Source organism: Mycobacterium gordonae (assembly GCF_017086405.1).
In the GTDB taxonomy this organism is placed as follows: domain Bacteria; phylum Actinomycetota; class Actinomycetes; order Mycobacteriales; family Mycobacteriaceae; genus Mycobacterium; species Mycobacterium gordonae_D.
The window spans coordinates 5,580,874-5,605,100 of record NZ_CP070973.1; the positions used below are offsets into that span (position 1 = coordinate 5,580,874).

Sequence of the window (24,227 nt, forward strand, 5' to 3'; positions counted from 1 at the left end):
GGGTGACGCAGCGGGCCGGAACAGATCTACTACCGCCTGCCGGGCGGCATGCCGTACACATGCGAAATCGGCATCGTCAGCAGCACCCGGCGATCGGTGACCATCGCCTCACGGTATTCGTCCCAGTCCGGATGCTCACCAGCGATGTTGCGGTACAAAGCAATCAGAGCCTCGACGGTGTCGTCGTCGGGCGCCATCGCGGGCGGAGTCAGTTCGGCCACACCCTCGGCGACCGCGTAGGACCATCCGTCATCGGCATCGACCAACAGCGAGGCACGCGGGTCCCGGCGCAGATTACGGGTTTTGGCGCGCGGCTCGGTGATCGACACCTGCAACACCAAACCCCGCGCATCGAAGTAGTACGACACGTTGGACAACTGAGGCCGCCCGTCTCGTTTGATGGTGGCCAACACTCCGATCTTGTTGCAACTGATCACGGCCAACAGCTTGTCGTCGAAGACGTGGCGTCCCATGCCGAAAGCCTACGTCGCGTTGCGGCCTTCTCCGACGGGCTGATGAAATCAGGTCATGACCAAGTACGCGGCATTCCTGCGCGGCGTCAACGTCGGGGGGGTCAATCTTAGGATGGCCGAAGTGGCCGACGCCCTGACCGACGCCGGATTCAACAACGTGCGCACCATCCTGGCCAGCGGCAATGTGCTTCTGGAATCGTCCGCGAACGTCGCGACAGTGCGCAAGAAGGCCGAGACCGCGTTGCGCGAACGGTTCGGCTACGACGCCTGGGTGCTGGCTTACGACCTGGACACGGTGCGTGCCGTCAACGAGGCCTATCCCTTCGATCGCGACGTCGACGGCCAGCAGTCCTACGTCACCTTCGTGACCGACGCCGACATTCTCGACGAATTAGCACAGCTTCGCCCCGGCCCGGACGAGAAGATTGAGCGCGGCGAGGGCGTCATCTACTGGCAGGTGCCCAAGGGCGGCACCCTGGACAGCACTATCGGCAAGACGATGGGCATGAAGCGCTACAAGTCCTCGACCACGTCGCGCAATCTGCGCACCCTGGCGAAGGTGCTCTCGTGAGCAAGACCCCAACACATAAGGTCGCTCTCACCGGCGTCTCGGAGACCGCTTTACTGACGCTCAACGCCCGTGCCACCGAGGCGCGCCGGGGCGACGATCGGCTCATTGACGACCCGATGGCCGTCGCGCTGGTCGACTCCATCGATTTCGACTTCGCCAAGTTCGGCCCCACCCGCCAAGACATTGCAATCCGGGCGCAAGCCTTCGACGCCGCCGCCCGCTCATATCTGAGCACGCACCCGGCGGCCACCGTGGTGGCGTTGGCCGAAGGTCTGCAAACCAGCTTCTGGCGCCTGGAAGCCTCTCTTCCTCAGAGTCAATTCCGTTGGCTGACAGTGGATTTAGCACCCATCATCGACATCCGCAAGCGCCTGCTGCCGTCGTCACCGCGGATCTCGGTCCTGGCCCAGTCGGCGCTGGACTACAGCTGGATAGACTCTTTGGATCCCTCGAACGGGGTGTTCATCACCGCCGAGGGGCTGCTGATGTATCTGCAACCCGAACAATCGCTAGAGCTAATCGCCCAGTGCGCGAAGCGATTTCCGGGCGGCCAGATGCTGTTCGACCTGCCGCCGCGCTGGTTCAGCCTGTGGAGCAGACTGGGCATCCGCACTTCGCTGCGCTACAAAGTGCCGGCCATGCCGTTCAGTCTTTCGGTCGCTGAGGCGGCCGATCTCGCCCGAACGGTGCCGGGCGTCACCGCGGTTCACGACGTGCGGCTACCGAAGGGCAGGGGGCTGATTTTCAACACCGCGCTGTCGGCGATATACCGCGTACCGCTGCTGGACCCGCTGCGCCCGAATCTGACGCTCTTGAAGTTCTAGTCGTCCGGCACATTGGTGAGATAGCGCATGGCGTCGGACTTGGTCAGCCCCAGCGCCCGGGCAACCTCAACATACTCCTTGGCCGCCGCCGCCATCGCGGCATCGGTCGGATCGAACCGTGAGATGAAAGTGCCGAAGCGTCCCCGCGTTTCGACTATTGCCGCGGACTCGAGCTCGCGGTAGGCCCGCGCAACTGTGTTGGCGGCGACGCCCAACTGACCCGCCAGGTCGCGCACCGTCGGCAGTCGGGTGCCCGGCGGCAACGAACCGGCTCGGACCCCGTCGATCACTCCCGTTCTGAGCTGGTCGAATATCGGTTTGCCCGCCTTCACATCGACCTTCAACAAATCGCGCAACTCCACATGACCAGTATTGCCCACACGCGGCTATCTTTGTGGGATGCGAGTGACGGTGCTGAGCGGCGCGGGGATCTCGGCGGAGAGCGGCGTCCCGACGTTCCGTGACGACAAGAACGGATTGTGGGCCCGCTTCGACCCGTACGAGCTGTCCAGCGTCCAGGGCTGGGAGCGCAATCCCGAGCGGGTGTGGGGCTGGTATCTGTGGCGCCATTACCTGGTTGCTGACGTGCAACCCAATGCGGGCCACCGCGCGATCGCGCAGTGGCAGCAACACGCGGAGGTCAGTGCCGTCACCGTCGTCACGCAGAATGTCGATGACCTGCACGAGCGTGCGGGCAGCACAGCGGTACACCACCTGCACGGCAGCCTTTTTGAATTCCGCTGCGCGCGTTGTGGTTTGCCATATACCGACCCGCTGCCGGTGATGACGGAGGCCGCAATCGAGGTGGAGCCGCCGGTGTGTCACTGCGGCGGCCTGATCCGGCCCGACATCGTCTGGTTCGGCGAGTCGCTGCCGCAGGGTCCGTGGCAGAGCGCACTCGATGCGACCGAAAACGCGGATGTGGTGGTGGTGGTCGGAACTTCGTCGGTCGTCTATCCGGCAGCCGGGCTCCCCGAGCTGGCATTGGCCCGCGGCACCGCAGTGATAGAAGTCAATCCCGAGGACACGCCGTTGTCGCCACACGCCACACTATGTGTGCGCGAGTCGGCCAGCCAGGCGTTGCCCGGGCTGCTGGAGCGGTTGCCCGCACTGTTCAACTAGCCCGAACAGCGCTACGGGGACGAGCCTGCGCACAGATCGTATTTCGTCCACAGTAGGGCCCCGCTGTCGCCGGATCGGTCGACTTGCATCCTGACCATCGGTAATGCTGCGGCTCGTGATGCGAGCGGAGCCGTCTTTCCCATTCCTCGGCAGCGAGGCAGTGACGAGCGGGAAGCTGCGGCGACACCAGTTGCGTTCTCGCTACCGTGCGGTCCTGCCCGACGTCTACATCCCGCGCGACGAAGTCCTTACGTTGCGACAGCGCACCGTAGCGGCTTGGTTGTGGTCACGCCGCGAGGGTGTGATCGCCGGGCTCTCGGCGTCCGCCTGGCATGGATCGAAATGGGTGGATGAACATCTGCCGATTGAGTTGATCTGGCGGAATGCGCGGCCACCTCGCGGAGTCCGTACCTACGACATGCAGCTGCTGCCCGGCGAGGGGGCCTTTCTGGCGGGCTTACCGATCACCACGCCGCGACGCACCGCCTTTGACATCGGCCGTCGTACGCCGCTTGGCTCGGCGGTCGCCAACCTGGACGCCCTGATGCGTGCCACCACCATCACCGCCGATGAGGTGCACACCGTAGCCGAGCAGCACCCGGGCGCACGGGGACTCAGACAGTTGGAAACGGCGCTGGGGCTCGTCGACACGGGCTCCCAATCACCGAAGGAAACGTCGTTGCGGCTGTTGCTCATACGCGCAGGGCTACCACGCCCAGCCACCCAGATTCCGGTGACCATGCAGGAGGGCAAGGTGTACTACCTCGATATGGGCTGGGAGGACTTGATGGTCGCGGTTGAATACGACGGCGAACACCACCGCACCGACCGTTGGCAGTACACCAAAGACAACCACCGGCGGGAGACTCTGGAACGGCTGGGATGGATCGTCGTCCGGGTGACCATGACCGATCGTCCCGACAACATCATGGGCAGAGTGCGCGACGCACTGGAATGTCGGAAGTCGAATCTGCGCTGACGGCAACGAGACTGCTGTGGGATCGCGCAAAACGCCGGAACGGCGCCCTCAGCGCAGGCCCGACGCCCTCAGCGCAGACTCGACGCCCTCAGCGCAGCCCCGACGCCCTCAGCGCAGACTCGGTGCCGAAACTAGGGCCGGTGCGCCCGACCCAGCGCCAATTCGGATACCGGAAGCGGTGCCCACGCCGGCAACGTCCACTCCCGCCGCGCGGTGCGCACCTCGAAACCGGAGTAGACGATCGCACGCTCGGTGTCGCGATGGGTGTGGCAGTTGCCGAACATTTTGGGCCAGATGGTCGCATCGGCGATCCGCTGCAGGCGGCCCCGCGCGCCGGCGCTGGCAATATGCTCGAGGTAGCGCAACTCCCCGCCGGGCCGCAGCAGTGAATGCAAGCGTCGCAGCACGCCCCCCTGATCTTGCACCGAGCACAACACCAGCGAACAGACCACGGCGTCGAACGGCTCCACGTCGCCGATCTCTTCAGCGGTCTCGTGGGTCACCACTACCGGAATCGGCGCAACGGCCGCCGCCGCCCTGGCCAGATCCACCAACCGCGGCTCGGGTTCGACGGCGAGTACGTGGGTGACGGCGTCGGGATAGTAGGCGAAGTTGGTTCCGCTGCCGGCCCCGATTTCGAGGACCCGGCCCGACAGGCCGGCCAGGTTCTCTCGACGCAGCGCGCGGACCGACTCGGCTTCGTGGGTGGCGAAAACGGGCCAGACCCGGGCAAAGAAGGGGTTGTCGACGCTCGGGGTCATCACTACGCCTCCTGCGCGGGGCGCTGTTCGAGCACCCAATCCACCAACCGCTGGGACGTCGCGTCGGCGCCGACGAGCCCTGCCACCATATGACCGCACAGTACCGCGCCCAGAACCCGCTGTGCGAACGTCTCGACGTCGCCGAACGGCAGGTGCGGCTTGGCGATCAAAATGGCTGCCACGCCGTGCGCGGCGGTCCACAACTCCAAGGCGATCCTGGTCGGATCGTCAGTCAGGTAGACGCCCTCATCCATCAGCGACTGGACCGAGGCACGCATGTGCCGGAACGCCGAACTGTCCAGTGCCGTATCGACATTGCTCCCAGAGCGCCACTCGCTCATGGTGGCGAGCCGATACAGTTCCGGAGTCTGCAGCGCGAACCGCACATAGACCATCGCTTGGGCACGGAGGACCTCAACGGTGCCGGCGTGCCCTACTGCGGCCCGCTCCATCGCCTCGTCGAGTCGGGCCAAATACCGCGCGCACACCGCATCCAGCAACGCATTCTTGTCCTGGAAATGCAGGTAGATCGACGGTGATGTGACGCCGACGCGTTGCGCGACCGATCGAATCGAGACGGCCCGGGCCTGCCCGGTTTCAAGAAGCAATTCCGTTGCTGCATCCAGGATTTCGTGACGCAGCCGGTCACCCGAGCCGCGTGGGGCGCGCTGGCGGCGCAGCCCGTGCACCGAGACGTCAACCACGGCGCGTCACCGACGCGTGGACGTCGTGTCCATTGCGCTGCGACGGCATTATGGCGGTGTCGGCCTCACTCGGCACCCGGTGGCCGGCAATCCCGGCAGGCTCTTCGCTGGAGCCGCCCTCACTGATGCCGAAGCGCTGGTGTATCCACACCAGGGGTTTGGGCGCCCACCAGTTCCACCTGCCCATCACATGCATGAACGCCGGGACCAGGACCATGCGCACCAGGGTGGCGTCGGCGATTACCGCGAGCGTCAGGCCCAGACCGAACATGCGCATGAAGGACACGTGCGCGGCGATCAGTGCCGCGAACGACATCGACATGACCAGCGCTGCCGCGGTGATCACCCGACCGGTACGAGCCACCCCCAGCGCCACGCTTTCGTCGTTGGCGGCGTGCGCCTGCGCTGGACTGGGTTTCGCGGGCCGGGCCGCCCCGGAGGCCAGCCAGTACTCCCGAATACGGGAGACCAGGAACACCTCATAGTCCATCGACAACCCGAAAGCGATACAGAACAGCAGCACCGGCATGTTGGCCACCAGCGTCCCGCTCGGGGTGGTGCCCAGTGCGCCGAGGTGGCCGTCCTGGAAGATCCACACCAGCGCGCCGAACGCGGCGCTCAACGAGAGCATGTTCAGCACCAGCGCCTTCACCGGCAGCACCACGCTGCCGGTCAGCAGGAACAGCAGGATGAAGGTCACCGCGGCCATCAACCCCAGGACCAGAGGCAGCCGGTCGGTCACCGCGTCGACGCTGTCCCGGTTGACCTGCGCGACGCCGGCCATCTCAACGCTGCGCCCGCCCGGCCCGGCCACCTGATGCAGCCGTTTGAGCTGGTTGTCCGAGGCTTGCGAGAACAGCGGCGCGGTGCTGCTCACGGTCAGCAAGGCGCTGCCGTCGGTGATCCCGGTGGCCGCGACCGGCGGGCCCGACGGCCGGCCACCGATGAACGTCCCCGTTGGGGCGGAGACCGCCGACACGTCGGTTACCAGGGACAGGCCGGCCGCGTACCGGCTGAGGTCATCCGACGTCAGGCCGCGGGCGTCGGGGACGACGATGGGCACGGCGGTCGCCGAGTCGCGCGCGAAGTTGTCGCGCAGTTGGTCGCCCACCTGATGCGCCGACGCCGAGGTGGGCAGCACCCGGTCGTCCGGAAATCCCCACTTCACCGAGAAGAACGGCAGCCCGAGCAGGAATAGCAGCGCGACGACGGCCGAACCGATCGGCAGCCAGTGGCGCATCACGAACTTGCTGGAGCGGTACCAGAACAACTGCTCAACCGGCTTGTGCACCGGTTCGGAGCGCCGGAAGACCCGGCGCAGCAGACGTCGCACATCGAACGCGTCGATCCGCGAACCCATCAGCACGATGGCGGCCGGGGTGACCACGATCGAGGCCGTCGCGACGAAGGCCACCGTCGCCACCCCGGCGTAGGCGAATGACTTGAGGAAGTACATCGGGAAGGCCACCGTCGCGGCCATGGACAACGCCACAGTGACAGCTGAGAACAGCACGGTGCGCCCGGAAGTGGCCATCGTGCGGATCAGCGCCTGTTCGCGGTCGCAGCCCTCGGCCAATTCGTCGCGGTAGCGGCTGATGATCAGCAGGGTGTAGTCGATGGCCAGCGCCAGTCCCAGGGCGGTGCTCAGGTTCAGCGCGAAGATCGACACTTCGGTGGTGAAAGTGACCAACCGCAGCACCGACATCGATCCGACCACCGCCAGAGCGCCCAGGGCCATCGGTAGCGCTGCTGTCAACAACCCGCCGAACACCCACACCAACACCAGGAAGCTGAACGGGATCGCGATCATCTCCATGACCAGCAGGTCGGCCTGGTTCTGCTTGTTGATCTGCGCGTACTCCATGGCCGAGCCACCCGCGCGGACGGTGACACCGTCGTGGTCGTGCACGAACTGATCGGCCAGGGTCTGGGCATTCTTCTGCGCGTCGTTTTCGCCGCCCTTGAGGTTGACGACGATCAGGCCGGACTTACCGTCCTTACTTATGAGGTCGGCGCCGGCTTCCGGCGGCGCCGTCCAGGCCGAGGTGACGTTGAACACCAGCGGCGACTTCTTGAGCTGGTCGACGAGGTCGGTGCCCGCGCTGCGGGCCTGATCGCTACTGGCTCCCCCGGGCGCGGTGACGAGGATCAGCATCTGCTGACCGCTCTGCCCGAACTTGTCGGTCAGCAGCGTGATGGCGCGCGCCGACTCTGAGTTCGGGTCCTGAAAACCACCCGGGGAGAGGCTGTTGGCAACCGGGATGCCGAAGATTGCGGCAGCGACAAACACCAGCAGTGCGATCCCGATGATTCGTCGTGGGGCCGCGATGGCCAGTCGTGCGATCCCCTGCAGCATGTCGTGTCCCCCTCCGGCCGCTGGCCGCGCGCCATCCCGGGCTATCGCACAGCTATCGGCGCTAACTTAGCAACGCTAACTTACAAGTGTCAAACAAGACCCCAGCAGGGATACGAGTGCAGGTGGGAGATGGTTCAACGGGGCGCAAATCGGGTATCCCCGCGCTTCGCGGCGCACCCTACCCACCGGTAAGAATTGCCACCATTTTCCGAACCGTGACTCACGGATTCCTTAATGCAGGCTCTTACGCTCAATGTCATGTGGATCGACGACTCGAGTGCCGACGTCATCAAGGCTGACTTCGAAGCTCTCTACCACGGCGACATGCTCGTCGAAGGTGAGACCTCGGAGCAGTTCGAAGACTGGCAACCCCTGCCGACAGCAAGCTGAGGTAAACACCATGGGCGTAATAGCACGACTACTGATGGCCGAACCCACCGTCTCCCGATGGTTTCGTCGATAGCCACCTAGTGGTTCCGATGTAAGCCCCCCGCGATTGCGGGGGGCTTCTTCGGTTTTTGGGACTGGGAGTCTCGGCAGTCGCCGAGCCTGAAAATCTGCAGCGAAAGTGCGACGAAGTAAGCCTCTGACCACAATGCAGGCTCGGCGAGGGGCTTTCAGCGCGGCGCCATCCGGATGGCGCCGTCCAGTCGGATCACCTCACCGTTGAGCATCGGGTTCTCGATGATGTGCACGGCGAGCGCGCCGTACTCGTCCGGGTCACCCAACCGGGCCGGGTGCGGGACCTGCTTGCCCAGCGACTTCTGCGCTTCTTCGGGCAGGGAACCCAGCAGCGGGGTCTTGAACAATCCCGGCGCGATGGTCACCACGCGAATGAGCTCGCGCGACAGATCCCGGGCGATCGGTAGCGTCATGCCCACGACGCCGCCCTTGGAGGCCGAGTACGCGGCCTGGCCGATCTGGCCGTCGAAGGCGGCGACGGATGCGGTGTTGATGATGACGCCCCGCTCTCCCCCTAGCGGCTCGGTCTTTGCGATCCGCTCAGCGGCCAGGCGCAGCACGTTGAAGGTGCCGATCAGGTTGACCTCGACCACCTTCTTAAAGCCCTTCAGCGGGAACGGCCCGTCTTTGGACAGCGTCTTGATCGCGTTGCCGATGCCGGCACAGTTGACGTTGATGCGCACCGGGCCCAGGGACTCGGCGAGATCCAGCGCCTTGGCGACGCCGTCCTCGTCGGTGACGTCGGTCTGCGCGAAGTGCGCCAGGTCGCCGAGGGCGGCCACCGCCTCTTCGCCCCGCACGTCCAACACCACGACGTGCGCCCCGGCGTCGAGCAGCCGTTTGGTGGTGGCCAGTCCCAGGCCGGATGCCCCTCCGGTGACGACTGCGACGGCGTCCCTGATCTCCACGCGAGTATTCCTTTCATTTCCCAACCTACTGGTTGGTTGGGACTATACCCAGTCCGCGAGGATCGCTTCGATGTCGCCCACCGGTTGCGCCGAGCGGGGCGTATCGGCCGGGGTGCGGGAGAACCGCGGGGCGGGCATCGGCTGCAGATGGCCGTCCACCTCGTACAACGTGTTCCGCTCGGCGATGTGCGGTTCGGTGTGCGCTTCGCCGAACGCCAGGATCGGCGTCACGCACGCGTCAGAGTCGGCAAAAACCTTGGCCCAGTGGTCGCGGTCGCGGCTGCCGAACGCGTCGACCAGCAGCGCCCGCAATTCGGGCCAGCGCGTGACGTCGTTCTGCGGCGGCAAGGCCGCGGCGTCCAGCCCCAGGCCCGCGATCATCGCGGCGTAGAACTGCGGCTCGATCGCGCCGACCGCGACATAACGACCGTCGGCACATTCGTAGGTGTCGTAGTACGGCGCACCACCGTCGAGCATGTTGGTGCCGCGCGCATCGGTCCACAGGCCCGAGGCCCGCATCTGCCACATCATCTGCACCAGCACGCTGGACCCGTCGACCATCGCGGCGTCGACCACCTGCCCCCTGCCCGAGCCGTGCCGTTCCCACAACGCCGACAGAATGCCGAGAAGCAGGAACATCGAGCCGCCACCGAAGTCGCCGACCAGGTTCAGCGGCGGCACCGGCCGCTCATTCGCCCGGCCGATGGAATGCAGAATGCCGTTCAGCGAGATGTAGTTGATGTCGTGACCGGCCTGCTGGCTGCGAGGGCCGGTCTGGCCCCAGCCGGTCATTCGTGCGTAAACCAGGCGCTCGTTGACCTTCGCGCAGTCCTCCGGGCCGAGACCGAGCCGCTCGGCGACCCCTGGGCGGTAACCCTCGATCAGCACGTCGGCCTTGGCGACCAGCTTCAGCACCAGCTCGCGGCCCACGTCGGACTTGAGGTCAGCCGAAACGATCCGGCGGTTGCGGCTCATGGCGTCCTTCACCGGACCGCCGGGACCGGGACGGTCCACCCGCACCACGTCGGCGCCGAGGTCGCCCAGGATCATGGCGGCGTGCGGGCCCGGCCCGATCCCCGCCAGTTCGACGACACGTAAACCTTGCAGCGGTCCCGCCATGGGTGCACCGACCTTTCGTCCGCTTTGACGCCCTAACAACCGGTTGATTGCATCTTCGCAGCCACCACAACCGCCCACGCAATCCGGGTCGCCTCCCCAGGCTTACTGTAAATCGCATGTCCGAATCTGGAATTGCCGCTCTCGCCCGTGTCCCGGGGCTCGACGTCGCGCTGACCGACGGCGTGCTGTCGCTGACGATTAACCGGCCCGACAGCCTCAACTCGCTGATCACTCCGGTCCTCACCGGCCTCGCCGACGCGATGGAAGCCGCCGCCACCGACCCGGCCGTCCGGGTGGTGCGACTCGGTGGCGCCGGACGAGGATTCAGCTCTGGGGCCGGCATCAGCGCCGGCGACACGGCCGGCAGCCGAGTCACGCCGGACGAGATCATCCTGGAGATCAACCGCCTCATCCGGGCGATCACCACGCTGCCGCGCCCGGTGGTTGCCGTCGTGCAGGGGCCCGCGGCCGGCGTGGGGGTGTCCATCGCTTTGGCTTGCGATGTCGTGTTGGCTTCGGAGAATGCGTTTTTCATTCTCGCGTTCACCAAGATCGGCTTGATGCCCGACGGCGGGGCGTCGGCTCTGGTCGCCGCGGCGGTCGGCCGCATCCGGGCCCTGCGGATGGCGTTGCTACCCGAGCGGCTCACGGCCACCGAGGCGCTGTCATGGGGCCTGGTGAGCGCGGTCTATCCTGCCGAGGAATTCGACGCCGAAGTGGAGAAAGTAGTTTCGCGATTGCTGACCGGACCAGCGGTGGCATTCGCCAAGACCAAGGCTGCCATCAACGAAGCCACGCTGACCGAACTCGGTCCCGCCCTCGAGCGGGAATTGAGCGGGCAACGCGACCTGTTGCAGGCGCCCGACTTCAAAGAGGGAGTCAGAGCGTTCCAGGAACGCCGCGCCCCCGATTTCACCGACGCCTGACAGGATTACCAATCCGTTCTTGCGTCTACTCCGAATAATTGGTCAACGTGAACGAACGGGGTGCTGTGGCCGCTGAACCGATTCATTGCCTGGTGACCGGAGCGACCGGTTACATCGGCGCGCGGCTGGTGCCGCGTTTGCTGGACGAAGGACATCGCGTGCGTGCGCTGGCACGAAACCCCGGCAAGTTGGACGGGGTGCCATGGCGGCCGGACGTCGAGGTGGCGCGCGGAGACCTCGGCGACGTCGAATCCCTGATCGAGGCGTTCGACGGGATGGACGTCGTCTACTACCTGGTGCATTCGATGGGTGGCGGCGCGAAAGACTTCGCCGCCGAGGAGGACCGCGCGGTACGCAATGTCGTGACGGCCGCGCGCCAAGCCGGGGTGCGCCGGATCGTCTACCTCAGCGGCCTGCATCCCGAGAACAAGGAACTCTCCCCGCACCTGCGCTCGCGCAAGGCGGTCGGAGATCACCTGATCGAATCCGGGATCGAGACCGTCGTGCTGCAGGCCGGCGTGGTCGTCGGGTCCGGCAGTGCGTCGTTCGAGATGATCCGGCATCTGACCGACCGGCTGCCGGTGATGACCACCCCGAAATGGGTGCACAACAAGATTCAACCGATCGCGGTGCGCGACGTGCTGTACTACCTCGTCGCGGCCGCCACGGTGCCCGTCCCGTCATCGCGCACCTGGGATATCGGCGGTCCCGACGTGCTGGAATACGGCGACATGATGCGGATCTACGCCGAGGTAGCCCGCCTGCACAAGCGCTATCTGATCGTGTTGCCGTTCCTGACACCGACGATCGCGAGCCTGTGGGTGGGCACTGTGACGCCGATCCCGCCAGGTCTGGCCCGGCCCCTGATCGAGTCCCTGGAGTGCGACGCGGTGATGCACAACTCCGACATCGACTCGATCATCGAGCGACCGCCGGGCGGGCTGACGGGTTACCGCCGTGCCGTCGCCGTGGCACTCAGTCGCTCGTTCGCCGGATTACCCGATCCCACCTGGGAGTCGCTGGAGTCCGAGCCGGCCGAGCTGTTGCCGAGCGACCCGGACTGGGCCGGCGAGATCATCTTCGACGATGTACAGACAGCCGTGACCTCGGCCGCGCCGGGCGAGTTGTGCAAAGCGGCGGAGCATGCCGCGAACCGAGGCCGGTGGTACTCGTTCCCGTTGGCGCCGCGGCGGCGGCAATCACCCACCCGGTGGAGCGTGGCGCAGAGCGAGCCGGGCGCCGAACTGCGGCTGCGGTCCGAGGTGCGCGCGCCCGGGCAGGCGTGGCTGGAGGTCACGACGACGCCGTGCCCAGACGGCACGAGCGAGTACAGGCAACGGGCGATCTTCTACCCCCGAGGGATCCCCGGCCGGTTGTACTGGTTCCTCTTCCGCCCGCTGCACACCGCTGAGCTTCGTAAGCTGGCCCGCGACGTCGGCAGCGGCCTTTAGGGGCCTAGAGGACTCCAAACATCGGCGGCAGCGCCAGCACCATAATCAGACCCCACACGAAGTGTGTCAGCATCGGAGCGAGCACACCGCCGGTGGCGCGCCGCGACAATGCGTTCACGGTTCCCAGGATCACCCCAGCGAAGCCCAGCATCGGGTTCCCGCTGGCCATGGTCGCCGCGACGTACAACACCGTCGAGATGGCCACCGGGTGATGCCGGCCCAGCGCGGTGTAGAGCGCGCCGCGGAAGAACACCTCTTCGGTGACCCCGTTGACCACCGTGATCAGCACGATCAGCAGGAACGGCCCCTGGTGTGCGTACTGCAGCACACGGCTGATCCATGCGTCGATGGGTTGGATCTCGCGGACGATCATGCCGCCGACCACGAAGATGCCGCCGAGGATCAGACCGATCGTGGTGCCGGTGATGACGGGGCGCTGGTTGCGGCCGCGCCAGCAGATCCCACCCAGATGCAGCGGTCCGGAGGCGAACGCACCGAGCAACCAAACCGCCGCAAGCGACAGCGTCAGCCAGTAGAAGCTGGCCTCGCCCGGCCGGGTCCGTAGCGAGACGCCCAGGATCGCCGCGCCGAGCACCAGCGTGATCGCGACGACGATGCGCCGGCGCAGCACCACCCCGGGTGGTTCGTGATGCGGCACGGCGACGTTGACCATCGCGCGGCGGATCTCGTGAAAAGCGCTGGTGCGTTCTGGGGTGTCAGTTTGGGTCATGCCGTGCGGATCCTCGGGGTGAGCGTTAGCAGGATGTCCAGGCTGGTACGCAACGCACCGGCAAGGGGGCCGGGGACGATGTTAACCAGTCGCAGGGTGGGCCGCACGATAGGCGGCGTGACAGTCCGAGCGAGCCGCCGGATGCGCAACGCGTCCCCGCCGGCCCAGACCGGATCGGTGTCGGCGAGGTGATGCGGGTCGGCCAGCGCGCTGACCGGGCGCGGCGGGTGCTCGGTATGTCCGGACAGGGCCAGTGAAATCGCCTCGTCGATGCCCATCGGACCGCCCAGCGGGTCCGGCACCGTGTTCTGCAGGCCACTGCCCGAGGCCCGCATCGGATGGTCCAGCGACTCCACCAGGTCGCCGGCCAGTCCTCGGGGAACCGGCAGCGCTAGCGCCGCGAACAGCGACGCCATCGAGGTGTCGATGCCTGGGACGCGACATGCGGCGTGCCACCTGCCGGAGATGCGCGCGTATCGCTTGAGCAGGTCCCGGTACGACGTGGTTTCGGGACCGCTGATGTCGTAGGCGCCGGGCGGGACCAGGGCCGGGTCAGCCGCGGCCACCAGGTAGTGCAGCACATCGCGGATGGAGATCGGGTCGAGGGGGTTGTGCATCCAGCTCGGCATCGGCATGAAAGGGAACCGGTCGCCGACGTAGCGCAATATCTCGAACGAGGTCGACCCGGCTCCGATGATCAGCGCCGCGCCCAGCCACACCAACTCCGGACCGTCCGCCACCATCAGGGATTCGGCCACTTCGGCCCGGCTGGTCAGGTGTTCGGACAGCGTTCCGTCGTCGGGCACGAATCCGCCCAGGTAGACGATGCGGCGCACGCCGGCATCGCGAGCCGCGGCGGCGACGTTGCCGGCCGAAGCGTTGTCGGCTTCGCGGAAATTGGCCTGGCCGATGCCGTGTACCAGGTAATAGACCACGTCGACCGGCCCGGCCGCCTCGAAGCCCGCACGCGCCGAGTCCGGATCCGAGGCGTCCAGCTTGACCGCCTTGACGTCATCTGACCATCCAAAGCGCTTGAGGCTATTTGGGTTTCGGCTGGTAGCCACCACCTCGTGGTCATCCTCGAGTAGCGCCGTGACCAGGCGTGAACCCACATAGCCGGTGGCGCCTGTCACCAGAATTTGCATAGTTTCAACCTAACTGTCTTGGGGCGACTCACGGAACACACAACTGCGCAGCAGCGGAGCTGTCATCCGGGGGTACCCAATATGCAGTCACTACGAATCGGCACGCTTCGTCAGCTAGCTAGAGCCTGGGAGATTGAAGGCCTGCACGGCGTCGAAGACGCGCCGTCAGCGGATGCACAATTCCTGGCCTCGCGATACGACCCCTTCTTACTCGAAACCGGTGCACTTCCCGCACGAAGGCCACCCCAATAGTTGCAGGAAAGACAACATTATGTTCACAACCTTGTACTGGACGCTGCCACTCCTGGCTGCGTAACGTGCTTTTTATTAGCCGGGGACCATGTCGAAAGGAAACCAAACGCGCCTTTGCTCACTGCGATGTGATAGTGACGAGTTTGACCCATCCCGCAGCATCCTCAATGTGAAGAACATGGAATTCCGAACGCGGCAATATCGTCAACATTCACCGTAACGCCAACCGAATCGCAGCGTAGAAGTCGGATGGCCCATCGGCGGATTTCGGCCGTTCAAACTAAGTCATGCCCAGCGTGACATTTGCATCGCAATTCGGCTGGTCAACGCTTGCTTGGCAATTCGGCTGGTCAACGCTTGCTTGTTAGCTTCACCGAATTAACAATGATTCTAAGCCGGTTCAAAAAAGACGCATACATACAAGTCTTGATGTAACGATCGAATCGCGAAATCGACGCAAAGACGGAGGTTGTAACCGTGATATGGCACGCGATGCCACCAGAGCTGAACACCGTGCGGCTCATGGCAGGCGCAGGCCCAGCACCAATGTTGGAAGCCGCCGCCGGCTGGGAGACCTTCGCAGCGGCGCTCGACGCTCAAGCTCTCAGCTTAGCCCGACACCTGCATTCCCTCGGCGAACTCTGGATTGGGTCGAGCAGCGAACGCGCGATTGCCGCCGCGATGCCGATGGTCGTTTGGCTAGAAGCCGCCTCAACACAAGCGAAACTGCGGGCGAAGCAGGCCGCGGCGCAGGCCACAGCGTACACACAGGCGTTGGCTACAACGCCGTCGCTGCCCGAAATTGCGACTAACCGCATCACTCACGCGATCCTCAGTGTCACTAACTTTTTCGGTATCAACGCGGTGCCGTTGGCACTCAAGGAAATGGACTATTTCGTCCACTTGTGGAATCAGGCCGCGGCGGCAATGGAAGTGTATGAGGCGGAAACCGCTGCCAACACGCGCTTCGAGAAGCTTGAGGCGATGCCGCAGATCGTTGCGGGCGGCACGGAATGGAATGGACTGGTCGGCGCTGTTGCGCAGATTGCGGCAGCAGCGCCTAAATCCGGTATCGCGGATAGCGCGTTGCCGCTCGAGCAAGCGGCAACCCAGATCGCCTCGCAAGCCGGCTGTTCAATTACGCAGCTGATCCAGCCTCTTCACGAAGCGGGATCAATGTCCAGCCCGGTAGTCAACTTCGGTGGCGGCCATGTTGCACAGGAAGTCGCGCAGGCGGGCATGCTCCAGGTCAGTCCGCTGTCCAACCATCCCTTGGCTGGTGGAGCGGGCCCCAGCGTGGGCGCCGGACTGATACGCGCGGACTCTTTGCCTGGCGCCGGCGGGTCGTTAGCCCAAACATCGCAGATGGCCGACCTGATCAATGGGTCGGCTAGGTCCGAGGTAGCGCCTGCCGCCGCCAGCGACGAGTCGGCTGCGGTAGGCGCCGCAGCCCCACTCGGCGTTAAGGGCCACTCCCCTCATTCCAACGCTTATTCCCGCCCGGTAATGGCGTTACCCGAACAACTCGACGACGCGCCAAACGACGCAGAACAGTACTTAGACGATCGCTACGAGGACTGGTAACCGCCGCCACTTGAAAAACTTCGCGGCCATCCGCGCCGGAAGACTCACCGTCGCATAGCGACATCACACCTAGAAATAAAAGAAGGGAGTCCAGCATGGCAGAGCTGACAACGGATGCCGCGGTCCTCGCTACGGAGGCAAGAAGCTTCGAACGCATCTCCAGCGACCTCAAGAGCGTGATCGCGAGGGTTGAGTCGACATCGAGTTCGTTGGCCGGCCAGTGGCATGGCCAGGCGGGTGCCGCCGCGCAGGCCGCTCTGCGTCGCTTCCAAGCGGCGGCCATCAAGCAAATCGAAGAGCTCAACGAAATCTCGACGAACATTCACGCCGCCGGAAGGCACTACGCCGCAGCCGACGACGAACAGCATCGAACGCTCGCCGCACAGATGCAGTTCTGATCCCTCCGCAGACAGACAAGGTCAAGCAATGACAACTCAGCACTGGAACTTCGCCGGCATCGAGGTAGGCGCAAGTGAAATCCTCGGATATTTTCAAATGGCCCAAGGCCTGCTCGAAGATGGGAAGAAGTCACTCACGAATCTCGCTGCAGCCTGGGGTGGAACCGGTTCAGAAAGCTATCAAACGGTCCAGCAGAGATGGGACAATACCGCCAACGAATTAAACTCCTCTCTGCAAAGCTTAGCTCGAGCGATTAGTGAATCGGGCCAAGCGATGGCGCAAACCGAGTCAGCGGTAAGCGCAATGTTCACGTAGCTTGGCGGAGAAGATCCGGGCGGGAGTGGCGGTTGCTCGCTCCGTTTTTCAACTCGTATCGTCCGCCAGGCAATACCACTTTTCACGCTAGAGTCGCATAGGAGACGTGAGATGACGACAGTCCTATCCGTTGATACTTCCGCTCTAAGCGCCGCGGCAAATACTTTAAAACGCATGGCTTTCCCGGTTGCTCCGGAACCCGCGGCAGTGACCGGAACGCATCCGGCTGCTGCGGCGATCGATTCTGTCTTGCCGAGTATAGAATCGCCGGTGACTGACGGGTTGGCTGCCGCCAGGAAGGCCTTTGAGGAGGCGGGATCAAACATTTCTAGCGCGGCCGCCATATATGCCGGAATTGATCAGAAGCTGGGGCATGCGCTCAGTCAGCTGAACGCCGCGTCGCCGCAACCCGGCAAAATGACAGCCGAGTGCTCCCAGATGGCATCGCAGCTTGGTTCGTCGTCGGCGCTTCCGGCCACCGCGGTCGCGGCAGTCGTTCCTCTCGCGCAGAGCTTGCCCCAGTTCATGCAGGCCGCCACGAGTAGCCTTTCGGGTAGTGGCCATTTACCGACGCAGCTCGGTATCGATAGCAGCACGGGCCCGCCTCCGGCTCCAGAGACGTCTGTCAACGACATGAACGCGGGTGATCGGGATCTCCAGTCCCAGAGCCAGGCCCGAACCCCCGACGAACGCACCTCCCTGGGCAGCCGCCTCGGTCTAGGCGCCCCAAATGCAATACCGTTCAGTTAGTGTGAGCAGACGGTGGTGTGGGGCGGGTGCTGTCAACGGATCGTTGCAGCAGACCCGTCGAGTACGGCCCAGCTGAAGCTGAATCAGCTGGTTTCGCCGGGGAAGCGGCCGATAACCTTTGTGCAGCGGCGAGTTTCACCGAAGGCGCGTCCGATGAAGTTCGAGTGCCGAAGTACGGCGCTGACGTTAAGGGCGGGAACCGCAGGTAGGCGGTCAGGTCTGCGCGATCAGTTAGCAGGTCTTCATCGCCGCAGGGTAGGTGGGCGGGCCGCGAACGCGGTCAGTCGGACGTCGATGAGTTCGACTTCGCGGCTGCGGGCCAGTGCCATGAACACGAAGGTCAGGTAGGCCTCAACGGCATCGCGGGTGCTGCCCGATAAGCCCGGCCGCAAGGTCGAATCTAGGGCGTTGACCCTGAGTTCAAGGGCGGGCGTGAAGGTGCTACTACGCCGCTGTCAATGGTGGCTGGCCGCGCCGGTCTGCCAAGCTGGCTATTCGTGTCGGGCCCAGCACCCTCAAGGTCCCCCGTCAGAGCAGCCGCGTCATGGGGATCGACCCCCGCCGGCGCCCCCGGCGCGGCAGCAGTCCTGGCAGCGGGTGCTGGCACGTGACCCTTACCCGCCATGGCAGCGACCAGCCCCAGCGGCGCACCCCCCTGGTCGACCGCCTTGCCCGGCGGGCCCCCAGACCCGGACACACCGCTCGCCTGCCCCGCGCGCGTCACCGCCGCCACCCCGGGGGCGACAGGCCAGCTCAGCCTCGCGCCCCCCGGCACCGGCAGCCCGGGCCACGCGGGCACCGAGCCGTCTCCCACCCCGGCACCATCCCCGGTCAACGCACCCAGCGTGGCGCGCTGCGTCACCGTAGAGCCCTGGCTCGCCATCCCCGAGCCAGCCAACACAGCAACACTGGGCATCGCCGACTCACCAGACCCACCCTCCGCCACCGACCCGGCGCTACCCACACCGGACTGCACAGCCGCCGGCCCCTGCACAGACCCCGCAGCCTTGGCCAACCCGCTCGGCGACACCACACCCGCAGCCGTGACGACTTCACGATATTCGCCGGCCAAACTGTCAGCCTCACGCCCATTGTTCACCGAAAAATTAACCAAAGCGCCAACCATACCCAGCACAGTTGACATCGCAAGCGCAGCAACGGTAAGCGCGAAAACCCGCGCGACCACCGGGCCAGCCCACGGCGAAAATCCCAGAACAAACGTCAACAGGAACGCCGCGACAAGGATGTCCTTCACCACACCCATCGCCAACCGGGTATGCACCACCCAATCGGCCTGATCTTTCACCAACCCAGCAAACGCATGATCCAACTCCGCCAACCGCTGCGCAAGATTTTGCAGCAGCGTGTCCTGAGCAGCATAAGCTTGCGACGCCGAACCCTGCCAACGCGAATCCGGAAGAGCCGACTTCAACTGCCCACAAAGCGCGCTGAATTCTGCCGAACCAGCCTCCACGTCACCCCCATCGGCAGGCGGCCCAAACCCCGTCATCAACTCCAACACATCAACAACAGCAATAACTTTCAGGATGATCTCACCCGCTTGCAGAAAGGAATCTATTTGGTCTTCTGACAACGCGTCTATGTGCTCGAAATACGGGCCCGACAGGCCATCCATGATGTCCAAGTACCAGAATTTTCCAGCCGGATATCTTAACACGTCGCCGATCATACTGGTCTGCATCGATGCGTAATATTCATCACTCGATTTCCCACCAATACCAGCGGCGCCGAGTCCTGCGCCAGCGAATTGCTGCCCCACCCCGACCAAATTGCCAATCAGCTGCAGGGCTTCACCGAGAACCACCTGTGCTTCCTTTCATCAGAAATTTCCGCAACAAGCGAGCCAGTGAGCAATTCTTCTCGGCGCACAATACTCAATCAGCTTGCACCTCCACAGTCATTTGTTTCTCTGATATCGGACGGCAAACAGTTCATCTTGAGCGACGGCAGCCTGCTCAGGTGTCCACGCCGCGACGCCAGTGGCAATAAGCTCATGCAAGACCTTGCAGCCGTCTAAAGATTCCAATTCACAGAGGGCTTCCGGGAGCGAATCCTCGTCGGAGAGATAGGCATGCTGACCGGCCAAACCCTTGTGCCGGGCCAGAACCGCGAGAACGAGAATTTCGTCAGCAAGCTCGGATTCATTCATGCTCGTCGCCTCCGGTGCAAGATCGACCTGGTGAATCCGGCCGTCTAGACCCGCCGAGACGCAAACAGTTTCGCGGGGATTGGCTACCGTGAACAACGCCACGGGATCCTCGTCGTCTGAGTTCTGGTCCTGGTCAGAGTCGAATCGGATCGCGGCCAAGTCGGTTTCACAATCTTCTGGCTCCGTCAGTGCGTAGGCGCGCAACGCATCAGCGGTCAGTCCTTCGTCGTCTTCTCTATCGGCGTGGGAAAAGTTCAGGGCGCCGAGGTCCTCGTGGTCGTCGTCGCCTCCGGGTAAGCACTGCCGCATGGGCCCCCTCTTCTGATCATGTACTGCAAAGGACGGCTTCTTTGGGAAGCTTTCTATCCGGCCAACACCGGTCCTCGCGGGGTATCACCAAACCGACATTCCCGCACCAACACCGCACCATCAGCGCTCTGGCATTGATATTGGCCACACCGACCGCGCCGACCAAAGCCGGTGTAACCAGCGCCAGGCCCGATCAAGACGAAACCACCTGCTGGTCGATACTTGCCCGCGTCTGTTCATCGGTGCCGTGGTAACCACTTTCGGCGGCCCGCAGCTTTGCCGCGAGGTTGATCGAGGCCTGCTTCATAGCCTCACCCGCTGCGCGGCGTACTTCCTCGGCACCGGTGAACGCAATGTTGGATGCTCCGCAAATCACACCGTGTGTGACCCACACCTCGGTCTTGATCCCCGACGCTGCATCGGCCGCGGATCCGGCCGCGGTCGCGGCCTGGTCCTGCATGGCAGCTAGTTGTTCCAAGTAGCCTGCTGTGACAGTTAAGTCCGGCACGAGTTGGGTTCCTTACTTTTTCTGGCGATGGTGTGGCTGTCTGCGATCGTGACGACGTGAGCACTTCTCACCCGTTGCATGGTGCGGGGTGTGGCTGCTGCGCCGTTCCGCCACCGCGCGCACCAGCCTCGATCGGCGCCCGCTCGCCAAGCTGGCTATTCGTGTCGGGCCCAGCACCCTCAAGGTCCCCCGTCAGAGCAGCCGCGTCATGGGGATCGACCCCCGCCGGCGCCCCCGGCGCGGCAGCAGTCCTGGCAGCGGGTGCTGGCACGTGACCCTTACCCGCCATGGCAGCGACCAGCCCCAGCGGCGCACCCCCCTGGTCGACCGCCTTGCCCGGCGGGCCCCCAGACCCGGACACACCGCTCGCCTGCCCCGCGCGCGTCACCGCCGCCACCCCGGGGGCGACAGGCCAGCTCAGCCTCGCGCCCCCCGGCACCGGCAGCCCGGGCCACGCGGGCACCGAGCCGTCTCCCACCCCGGCACCATCCCCGGTCAACGCACCCAGCGTGGCGCGCTGCGTCACCGTAGAGCCCTGGCTCGCCATCCCCGAGCCAGCCAACACAGCAACACTGGGCATCGCCGACTCACCAGACCCACCCTCCGCCACCGACCCGGCGCTACCCACACCGGACTGCACAGCCGCCGGCCCCTGCACAGACCCCGCAGCCTTGGCCAACCCGCTCGGCGACACCACACCCGCAGCCGTGACGACTTCACGATATTCGCCGGCCAAACTGTCAGCCTCACGCCCATTGTTCACCGAAAAATTAACCAAAGCGCCAACCATACCCAGCACAGTTGACATCGCAAGCGCAGCAACGGTAAGCGCAAAAACCCGCGCGACCACCGGGCCAGCCCACGGCGAAAATGCCAGAACAAACGTCAACAGGAACGCCGCGACAAGGATGTCCTTCACCACACCCATCGCCAACCGGGTATGCACCACCCAATCGGCCTGATCTTTCACCAACCCAGCAAACGCATGATCCAACTCCGCCAACCGCTGCGCAAGATTTTGCAGCAGCGTGTCCTGAGCAGCATAAGCTTGCGACGCCGAACCCTGCCAACGCGAATCCGGAAGAGCCGACTTCAACTGCCCACAAAGCGCGCTGAATTCTGCCGAACCAGCCTCCACGTCACCCCCATCGGCAGGCGGCCCAAACCCCGTCATCAACTCCAACACATCAACAACAGCAATAACTTTCAGGATGATCTGGGCAGCGGAGCCCACAGCCGCCGAACCCGCGCCTTGCATTCCAGTGGCAACACTCAAATATCGATCAACCAATGATGTGGTGAGAGATGTGGCCATGCGTTTCGCAAAAGGAGCCAGTGCGTCTCCGGCAACGCTGGAAAACACTGAAGCGTAATATTCACCGCTTGCGCTGCCGCCCATACCGGCGCCACCAATTCCTGCACCGGCGGCTTGCTGACCAATGCCAGCCAGATTAGCAATGAGGCGAACGGAATCAGCAATCATCTTTGCAATTCCTTATTTTGGGTTACACACTCGTTACGAGCGCGACGGAAGGGCCTTTGTCCTAGTGGTCTTTCGGTCAGTTTGCGCATGGAACATCCGCAGTACTAGGTAGCAGATTTCAGGGTTAAATTTAAGCCCTTCTGTAGTTCACTTACTATGTCCGCAAGTGACGCACTCAGCCGCTGGTCCTGCTCCCTAAGCGTTGCGGCCGCGTTCGCTTCCGCGTCGCGCAGCGCTGCGTTGATGCGCTGTGCTACCAATTCGGCACCGTGCTTCAATAAGCCATCCTGGATGTACAGATCGGTCAACCAATGGCGCCAATCGAGTGTTACTTTGACGGTCTTGGCTTCGTCGGTTCCCGCGAAAGACGCAGTATTCGCTTGGCGTTCCTCATCTTCGAGCGCTGATTGAATCCGCCTCATCTGCCTGAGTGCCTCTGCCACTTGGGGATGCATTTCGGTCGTCATCTAGAGTCCTTGCGGTCTGGGATGGCATTGGTTGGAGGAATACCGATGAGTCCCTCGGTCCACGGCCTGTCTTCGGTGTAGAGCGGCTCGTCGTCTTGTTGCGCGCGTGAGCCCTTGTTAGCCCCGCCCTGGCTCGCACCCGGGGCTCCGGTGGGCGCCAACCCGGTGCCAACACCGCCCGGTGCGTTGCCTGCGGTGGAATTTGCGCCGGGCATGCCGAAGCCCTGACGCACGGCGCCCTGGGATGTTGCCTCACCGGCTCCCGGGGCCGGCTGCATTGGTATCGACGGCATTGCACCACCGCCTCGGATCGACGCAGGAGTAAGTCCCGTTCCGGGCGAGCCTCTGGCCCCATTGCGGCTCGTCGAAGCTTGGGCCGGCATCGCACTAGCCGGCATGCTTGGCGCGCCGCCGAACGGCATAGGAGGCAATCCAGCCAGGTTGGGAAGCGTCTGGGAAGGCGGGACTCCGCCACTGACAGTGGGGGCAGGGCCCAGGTTGAGGCTGGGCGAAGGATCCGGATTTACCGGCGGGTGGTCGGAGGGCGGATCCAGTGCGTAAGCGGTGGGAGGACTCGGCGGATTCAACGGCGGTAGCGGCAGGCCCGCTCTCTTTGGGTATTGGGCTATCACGTCATCCGATTTCTGTTGCAATTCTGCAACGACTTGCAGGAATAAGCGTCTTGGATCAGGCATCAGATTAGGAGGAAGAGGCCGGCTTAAGAACTCGACTAGGTCCTTATAACCGACTCTCCCATCCTTGTACAAAATATGTTCCTGGTAAGCCCAGCGTTGTGTTGCTGCGAGGGCTCGAGCTTGCGAGACCATCGTTCCGCACAGTTCCGCAATCTGTGCGGACCACGCTCTTTGTTGCCCAAAGTTTGCCTCGACAGCCTCGGCCGCGGCGCCATCCCAATTTAAGAAAGGTCGAAATCGGTAAACAGCCCGCTGCAACGCTTCTTGCGTCGCCTCCCATGCATCAGCAAAGGCGTCTAACGATGGCCCATTATCACCTTGCTCTATATCAAACGCCCGCTGTTCAAGATCCTGGTACTGCGACGTGGGTCCCGTCGCCGCTAGCTGTGTGGCGCCGAGCGGCGGTACCGCCTGAAGATCCCCGCCGGTAAGACTGGGCATCACCGGCGCTACCGAATTGCTGCCCGAACTCAGGGCCTGGGCAGCGCCCTCGTCTACTTGTTCATAGGCTTTGGCCGCGTTTCGGAGCGACTTAGCCAATATTGCCCACTCCCGTTGCCCTGCGGAGATATAAGCCCGCACGTTGTAGGCGGAGAATTCAAGTTGCTCCACCGCCTTAATCGCCATTGAGAGGTTAGACGGCGCTTGGATTTTGTCCTCATAGAGTTGTCCGATGGAGACCTCTAATTCCTCGGCTCGGGACAAGAGTTCCTGTAACTCCACACTCGATGCCTGGGGTTGCGTCATTGGGTGGCCCCTCTTCT

At 64.1% G+C, this 24,227-nt stretch carries 25 protein-coding genes and 1 pseudogene; 10 read left to right on the forward strand and 16 right to left on the reverse strand.

Translation table 11 applies throughout. The features are described from left to right. Nucleotides 1-29 precede the first annotated feature (29 nt). Nucleotides 30-473, reverse strand: a complete 444-nt coding sequence (locus JX552_RS23705) for a PPOX class F420-dependent oxidoreductase (protein ID WP_205874276.1) — start codon at nucleotides 471-473, stop codon at nucleotides 30-32. A 55-nt stretch (nucleotides 474-528) separates the two neighbouring features. On the opposite strand from JX552_RS23705, the gene JX552_RS23710 reads away from it, so the two are divergent. Continuing rightward, on the forward strand, nucleotides 529-1,044 hold the full coding sequence (locus JX552_RS23710) for a DUF1697 domain-containing protein (RefSeq protein ID WP_205874277.1): 516 nt from the start codon (nucleotides 529-531) through the stop codon (nucleotides 1,042-1,044). Then, nucleotides 1,041-1,868 carry a class I SAM-dependent methyltransferase gene (locus JX552_RS23715; RefSeq protein ID WP_205874278.1) on the forward strand — a complete coding sequence of 276 codons (828 nt, stop codon included), beginning with the start codon at nucleotides 1,041-1,043 and terminating at the stop codon, nucleotides 1,866-1,868. The genes JX552_RS23710 and JX552_RS23715 overlap by 4 nt, the downstream gene beginning before the upstream one ends. Here JX552_RS23715 and JX552_RS23720 read toward each other — a convergent pair. After that, nucleotides 1,865-2,230: an Rv1152 family transcriptional regulator gene (locus JX552_RS23720; RefSeq protein WP_065050128.1), complete on the reverse strand. Its 366-nt coding sequence runs from the start codon at nucleotides 2,228-2,230 to the stop codon at nucleotides 1,865-1,867. The two genes, JX552_RS23715 and JX552_RS23720, sit on opposite strands and share 4 nt — an antisense overlap. A 37-nt stretch (nucleotides 2,231-2,267) precedes the next feature. On the opposite strand from JX552_RS23720, the gene JX552_RS23725 reads away from it, so the two are divergent. Both JX552_RS23725 and JX552_RS23730 read left to right on the forward strand, forming a co-directional pair. After that, nucleotides 2,268-2,990: an NAD-dependent deacylase gene (locus tag JX552_RS23725; RefSeq protein ID WP_205874279.1), complete on the forward strand. Its 723-nt coding sequence runs from the start codon at nucleotides 2,268-2,270 to the stop codon at nucleotides 2,988-2,990. 118 nt (nucleotides 2,991-3,108) lie between these two features. Further along, a complete protein-coding gene (locus tag JX552_RS23730; RefSeq protein ID WP_205878647.1) occupies nucleotides 3,109-3,969 on the forward strand; it encodes an endonuclease domain-containing protein in 861 nt (286 codons plus the stop codon). A gap of 131 nt (nucleotides 3,970-4,100) precedes the next feature. Here the strand turns inward: JX552_RS23730 and JX552_RS23735 are convergent, their stop codons facing one another. The 3 genes from JX552_RS23735 to JX552_RS23745 are packed head-to-tail and all read right to left on the reverse strand — an operon-like array spanning nucleotide 4,101 to nucleotide 7,790. Next, nucleotides 4,101-4,730 (reverse strand): class I SAM-dependent methyltransferase, encoded by a 630-nt coding sequence (locus JX552_RS23735; protein ID WP_205874280.1) that lies wholly within the window; start codon nucleotides 4,728-4,730, stop codon nucleotides 4,101-4,103. Nucleotides 4,731-4,732: 2 nt separating this feature from the next. Beyond that, entirely contained in the window at nucleotides 4,733-5,419 is a 687-nt protein-coding gene (locus tag JX552_RS23740) for a TetR/AcrR family transcriptional regulator (protein ID WP_205878648.1), read from the reverse strand. A 7-nt stretch (nucleotides 5,420-5,426) separates the two neighbouring features. After that, nucleotides 5,427-7,790, reverse strand: coding sequence for an MMPL family transporter (locus JX552_RS23745; protein ID WP_205874281.1), 2,364 nt, complete (start codon nucleotides 7,788-7,790; stop codon nucleotides 5,427-5,429). A 258-nt stretch (nucleotides 7,791-8,048) separates the two neighbouring features. Between JX552_RS23745 and JX552_RS33490 the strand changes: the two genes are divergently transcribed. Next, nucleotides 8,049-8,180, forward strand: coding sequence for a hypothetical protein (locus JX552_RS33490; RefSeq protein WP_156166572.1), 132 nt, complete (start codon nucleotides 8,049-8,051; stop codon nucleotides 8,178-8,180). Between the two features lie 227 nt (nucleotides 8,181-8,407). Here JX552_RS33490 and JX552_RS23750 read toward each other — a convergent pair whose 3' ends face one another. Together JX552_RS23750 and JX552_RS23755 are read right to left on the reverse strand one after the other, a co-directional pair. Continuing rightward, on the reverse strand, nucleotides 8,408-9,160 hold the full coding sequence (locus JX552_RS23750) for a 3-hydroxyacyl-CoA dehydrogenase (protein WP_205874282.1): 753 nt from the start codon (nucleotides 9,158-9,160) through the stop codon (nucleotides 8,408-8,410). Between the two features lie 42 nt (nucleotides 9,161-9,202). Further along, the gene (locus JX552_RS23755; RefSeq protein WP_205874283.1) at nucleotides 9,203-10,279 is read right to left on the reverse strand and encodes a CaiB/BaiF CoA transferase family protein; all 1,077 of its coding nucleotides are present in this window, start codon (nucleotides 10,277-10,279) and stop codon (nucleotides 9,203-9,205) included. Nucleotides 10,280-10,395: 116 nt separating this feature from the next. On the opposite strand from JX552_RS23755, the gene JX552_RS23760 reads away from it, so the two are divergent. Together JX552_RS23760 and JX552_RS23765 are read left to right on the forward strand one after the other, a co-directional pair. Next, nucleotides 10,396-11,205: an enoyl-CoA hydratase gene (locus tag JX552_RS23760; RefSeq protein ID WP_205874284.1), complete on the forward strand. Its 810-nt coding sequence runs from the start codon at nucleotides 10,396-10,398 to the stop codon at nucleotides 11,203-11,205. Between the two features lie 47 nt (nucleotides 11,206-11,252). Continuing rightward, nucleotides 11,253-12,656, forward strand: a complete 1,404-nt coding sequence (locus tag JX552_RS23765; protein ID WP_431195889.1) for a DUF2867 domain-containing protein — start codon at nucleotides 11,253-11,255, stop codon at nucleotides 12,654-12,656. Between the two features lie 4 nt (nucleotides 12,657-12,660). Here the strand turns inward: JX552_RS23765 and JX552_RS23770 are convergent, their stop codons facing one another. After that, nucleotides 12,661-13,386, reverse strand: a complete 726-nt coding sequence (locus tag JX552_RS23770) for a CPBP family intramembrane glutamic endopeptidase (protein WP_205874285.1) — start codon at nucleotides 13,384-13,386, stop codon at nucleotides 12,661-12,663. After that, nucleotides 13,383-14,531, reverse strand: coding sequence for an NAD(P)H-binding protein (locus tag JX552_RS23775; RefSeq protein ID WP_205874286.1), 1,149 nt, complete (start codon nucleotides 14,529-14,531; stop codon nucleotides 13,383-13,385). The genes JX552_RS23770 and JX552_RS23775 overlap by 4 nt, the downstream gene beginning before the upstream one ends. A gap of 744 nt (nucleotides 14,532-15,275) precedes the next feature. On the opposite strand from JX552_RS23775, the gene JX552_RS23780 reads away from it, so the two are divergent. From JX552_RS23780 to JX552_RS23790, 3 genes are all read left to right on the forward strand, one after another. After that, complete coding sequence (locus tag JX552_RS23780; protein ID WP_277396006.1) at nucleotides 15,276-16,367, forward strand: PPE family protein; 1,092 nt, start codon at nucleotides 15,276-15,278, stop codon at nucleotides 16,365-16,367. 95 nt (nucleotides 16,368-16,462) lie between these two features. Next, a complete protein-coding gene (locus JX552_RS23785) occupies nucleotides 16,463-16,765 on the forward strand; it encodes a WXG100 family type VII secretion target (RefSeq protein ID WP_205874288.1) in 303 nt (100 codons plus the stop codon). Between the two features lie 28 nt (nucleotides 16,766-16,793). Next, nucleotides 16,794-17,081 (forward strand): WXG100 family type VII secretion target, encoded by a 288-nt coding sequence (locus JX552_RS23790; protein WP_205874289.1) that lies wholly within the window; start codon nucleotides 16,794-16,796, stop codon nucleotides 17,079-17,081. Between the two features lie 836 nt (nucleotides 17,082-17,917). Here the strand turns inward: JX552_RS23790 and JX552_RS34275 are convergent. From JX552_RS34275 to espB, 7 genes and pseudogenes are all read right to left on the reverse strand, one after another. Continuing rightward, a pseudogene (locus JX552_RS34275) lies at nucleotides 17,918-18,136 on the reverse strand (transposase); the annotation flags it as partial. Nucleotides 18,137-18,231: 95 nt separating this feature from the next. Next, nucleotides 18,232-19,656, reverse strand: a complete 1,425-nt coding sequence (locus tag JX552_RS23800) for an EspA/EspE family type VII secretion system effector (protein ID WP_205874291.1) — start codon at nucleotides 19,654-19,656, stop codon at nucleotides 18,232-18,234. A gap of 93 nt (nucleotides 19,657-19,749) precedes the next feature. Next, a complete protein-coding gene (locus JX552_RS23805) occupies nucleotides 19,750-20,310 on the reverse strand; it encodes a DUF2694 domain-containing protein (protein WP_205874292.1) in 561 nt (186 codons plus the stop codon). 193 nt (nucleotides 20,311-20,503) lie between these two features. Then, the gene (locus tag JX552_RS23810; RefSeq protein WP_205874293.1) at nucleotides 20,504-20,818 is read right to left on the reverse strand and encodes an ESX-1 secretion-associated protein; all 315 of its coding nucleotides are present in this window, start codon (nucleotides 20,816-20,818) and stop codon (nucleotides 20,504-20,506) included. Nucleotides 20,819-20,885: 67 nt separating this feature from the next. Beyond that, the gene (locus tag JX552_RS23815) at nucleotides 20,886-22,301 is read right to left on the reverse strand and encodes an EspA/EspE family type VII secretion system effector (RefSeq protein WP_346779287.1); all 1,416 of its coding nucleotides are present in this window, start codon (nucleotides 22,299-22,301) and stop codon (nucleotides 20,886-20,888) included. A 104-nt stretch (nucleotides 22,302-22,405) separates the two neighbouring features. After that, nucleotides 22,406-22,768: a YbaB/EbfC family nucleoid-associated protein gene (locus JX552_RS23820; protein ID WP_205874295.1), complete on the reverse strand. Its 363-nt coding sequence runs from the start codon at nucleotides 22,766-22,768 to the stop codon at nucleotides 22,406-22,408. Then, nucleotides 22,765-24,210 carry an EspB family ESX-1 secretion system-associated protein gene (espB, locus tag JX552_RS34425; protein ID WP_205874296.1) on the reverse strand — a complete coding sequence of 482 codons (1,446 nt, stop codon included), beginning with the start codon at nucleotides 24,208-24,210 and terminating at the stop codon, nucleotides 22,765-22,767. The genes JX552_RS23820 and espB overlap by 4 nt, the downstream gene beginning before the upstream one ends. Nucleotides 24,211-24,227 lie beyond the last annotated feature (17 nt).

What these genes read in the sequence shown, in the direction of transcription:
- JX552_RS23705 (WP_205874276.1), bottom strand. Translation starts at nt 473, where the DNA reads ATGGGACGCCACGTCTTCGACGACAAGCTGTTGGCCGTGATCAGTTGC.
- JX552_RS23710 (WP_205874277.1), top strand. Translation starts at nt 529, where the DNA reads ATGACCAAGTACGCGGCATTCCTGCGCGGCGTCAACGTCGGGGGGGTC.
- JX552_RS23725 (WP_205874279.1), top strand. Translation starts at nt 2,268, where the DNA reads ATGCGAGTGACGGTGCTGAGCGGCGCGGGGATCTCGGCGGAGAGCGGC.
- JX552_RS23730 (WP_205878647.1), top strand. Translation starts at nt 3,109, where the DNA reads ATGCGAGCGGAGCCGTCTTTCCCATTCCTCGGCAGCGAGGCAGTGACG.
- JX552_RS23735 (WP_205874280.1), bottom strand. Translation starts at nt 4,730, where the DNA reads ATGACCCCGAGCGTCGACAACCCCTTCTTTGCCCGGGTCTGGCCCGTT.
- JX552_RS23745 (WP_205874281.1), bottom strand. Translation starts at nt 7,790, where the DNA reads ATGCTGCAGGGGATCGCACGACTGGCCATCGCGGCCCCACGACGAATC.
- JX552_RS33490 (WP_156166572.1), top strand. Translation starts at nt 8,049, where the DNA reads ATGTGGATCGACGACTCGAGTGCCGACGTCATCAAGGCTGACTTCGAA.
- JX552_RS23755 (WP_205874283.1), bottom strand. Translation starts at nt 10,279, where the DNA reads ATGGCGGGACCGCTGCAAGGTTTACGTGTCGTCGAACTGGCGGGGATC.
- JX552_RS23760 (WP_205874284.1), top strand. Translation starts at nt 10,396, where the DNA reads ATGTCCGAATCTGGAATTGCCGCTCTCGCCCGTGTCCCGGGGCTCGAC.
- JX552_RS23770 (WP_205874285.1), bottom strand. Translation starts at nt 13,386, where the DNA reads ATGACCCAAACTGACACCCCAGAACGCACCAGCGCTTTTCACGAGATC.
- JX552_RS23775 (WP_205874286.1), bottom strand. Translation starts at nt 14,531, where the DNA reads ATGCAAATTCTGGTGACAGGCGCCACCGGCTATGTGGGTTCACGCCTG.
- JX552_RS23780 (WP_277396006.1), top strand. Translation starts at nt 15,276, where the DNA reads ATGCCACCAGAGCTGAACACCGTGCGGCTCATGGCAGGCGCAGGCCCA.
- JX552_RS23785 (WP_205874288.1), top strand. Translation starts at nt 16,463, where the DNA reads ATGGCAGAGCTGACAACGGATGCCGCGGTCCTCGCTACGGAGGCAAGA.
- JX552_RS23790 (WP_205874289.1), top strand. Translation starts at nt 16,794, where the DNA reads ATGACAACTCAGCACTGGAACTTCGCCGGCATCGAGGTAGGCGCAAGT.
- JX552_RS23805 (WP_205874292.1), bottom strand. Translation starts at nt 20,310, where the DNA reads ATGCGGCAGTGCTTACCCGGAGGCGACGACGACCACGAGGACCTCGGC.
- JX552_RS23815 (WP_346779287.1), bottom strand. Translation starts at nt 22,301, where the DNA reads ATGATTGCTGATTCCGTTCGCCTCATTGCTAATCTGGCTGGCATTGGT.
- JX552_RS23820 (WP_205874295.1), bottom strand. Translation starts at nt 22,768, where the DNA reads ATGACGACCGAAATGCATCCCCAAGTGGCAGAGGCACTCAGGCAGATG.
- espB (WP_205874296.1), bottom strand. Translation starts at nt 24,210, where the DNA reads ATGACGCAACCCCAGGCATCGAGTGTGGAGTTACAGGAACTCTTGTCC.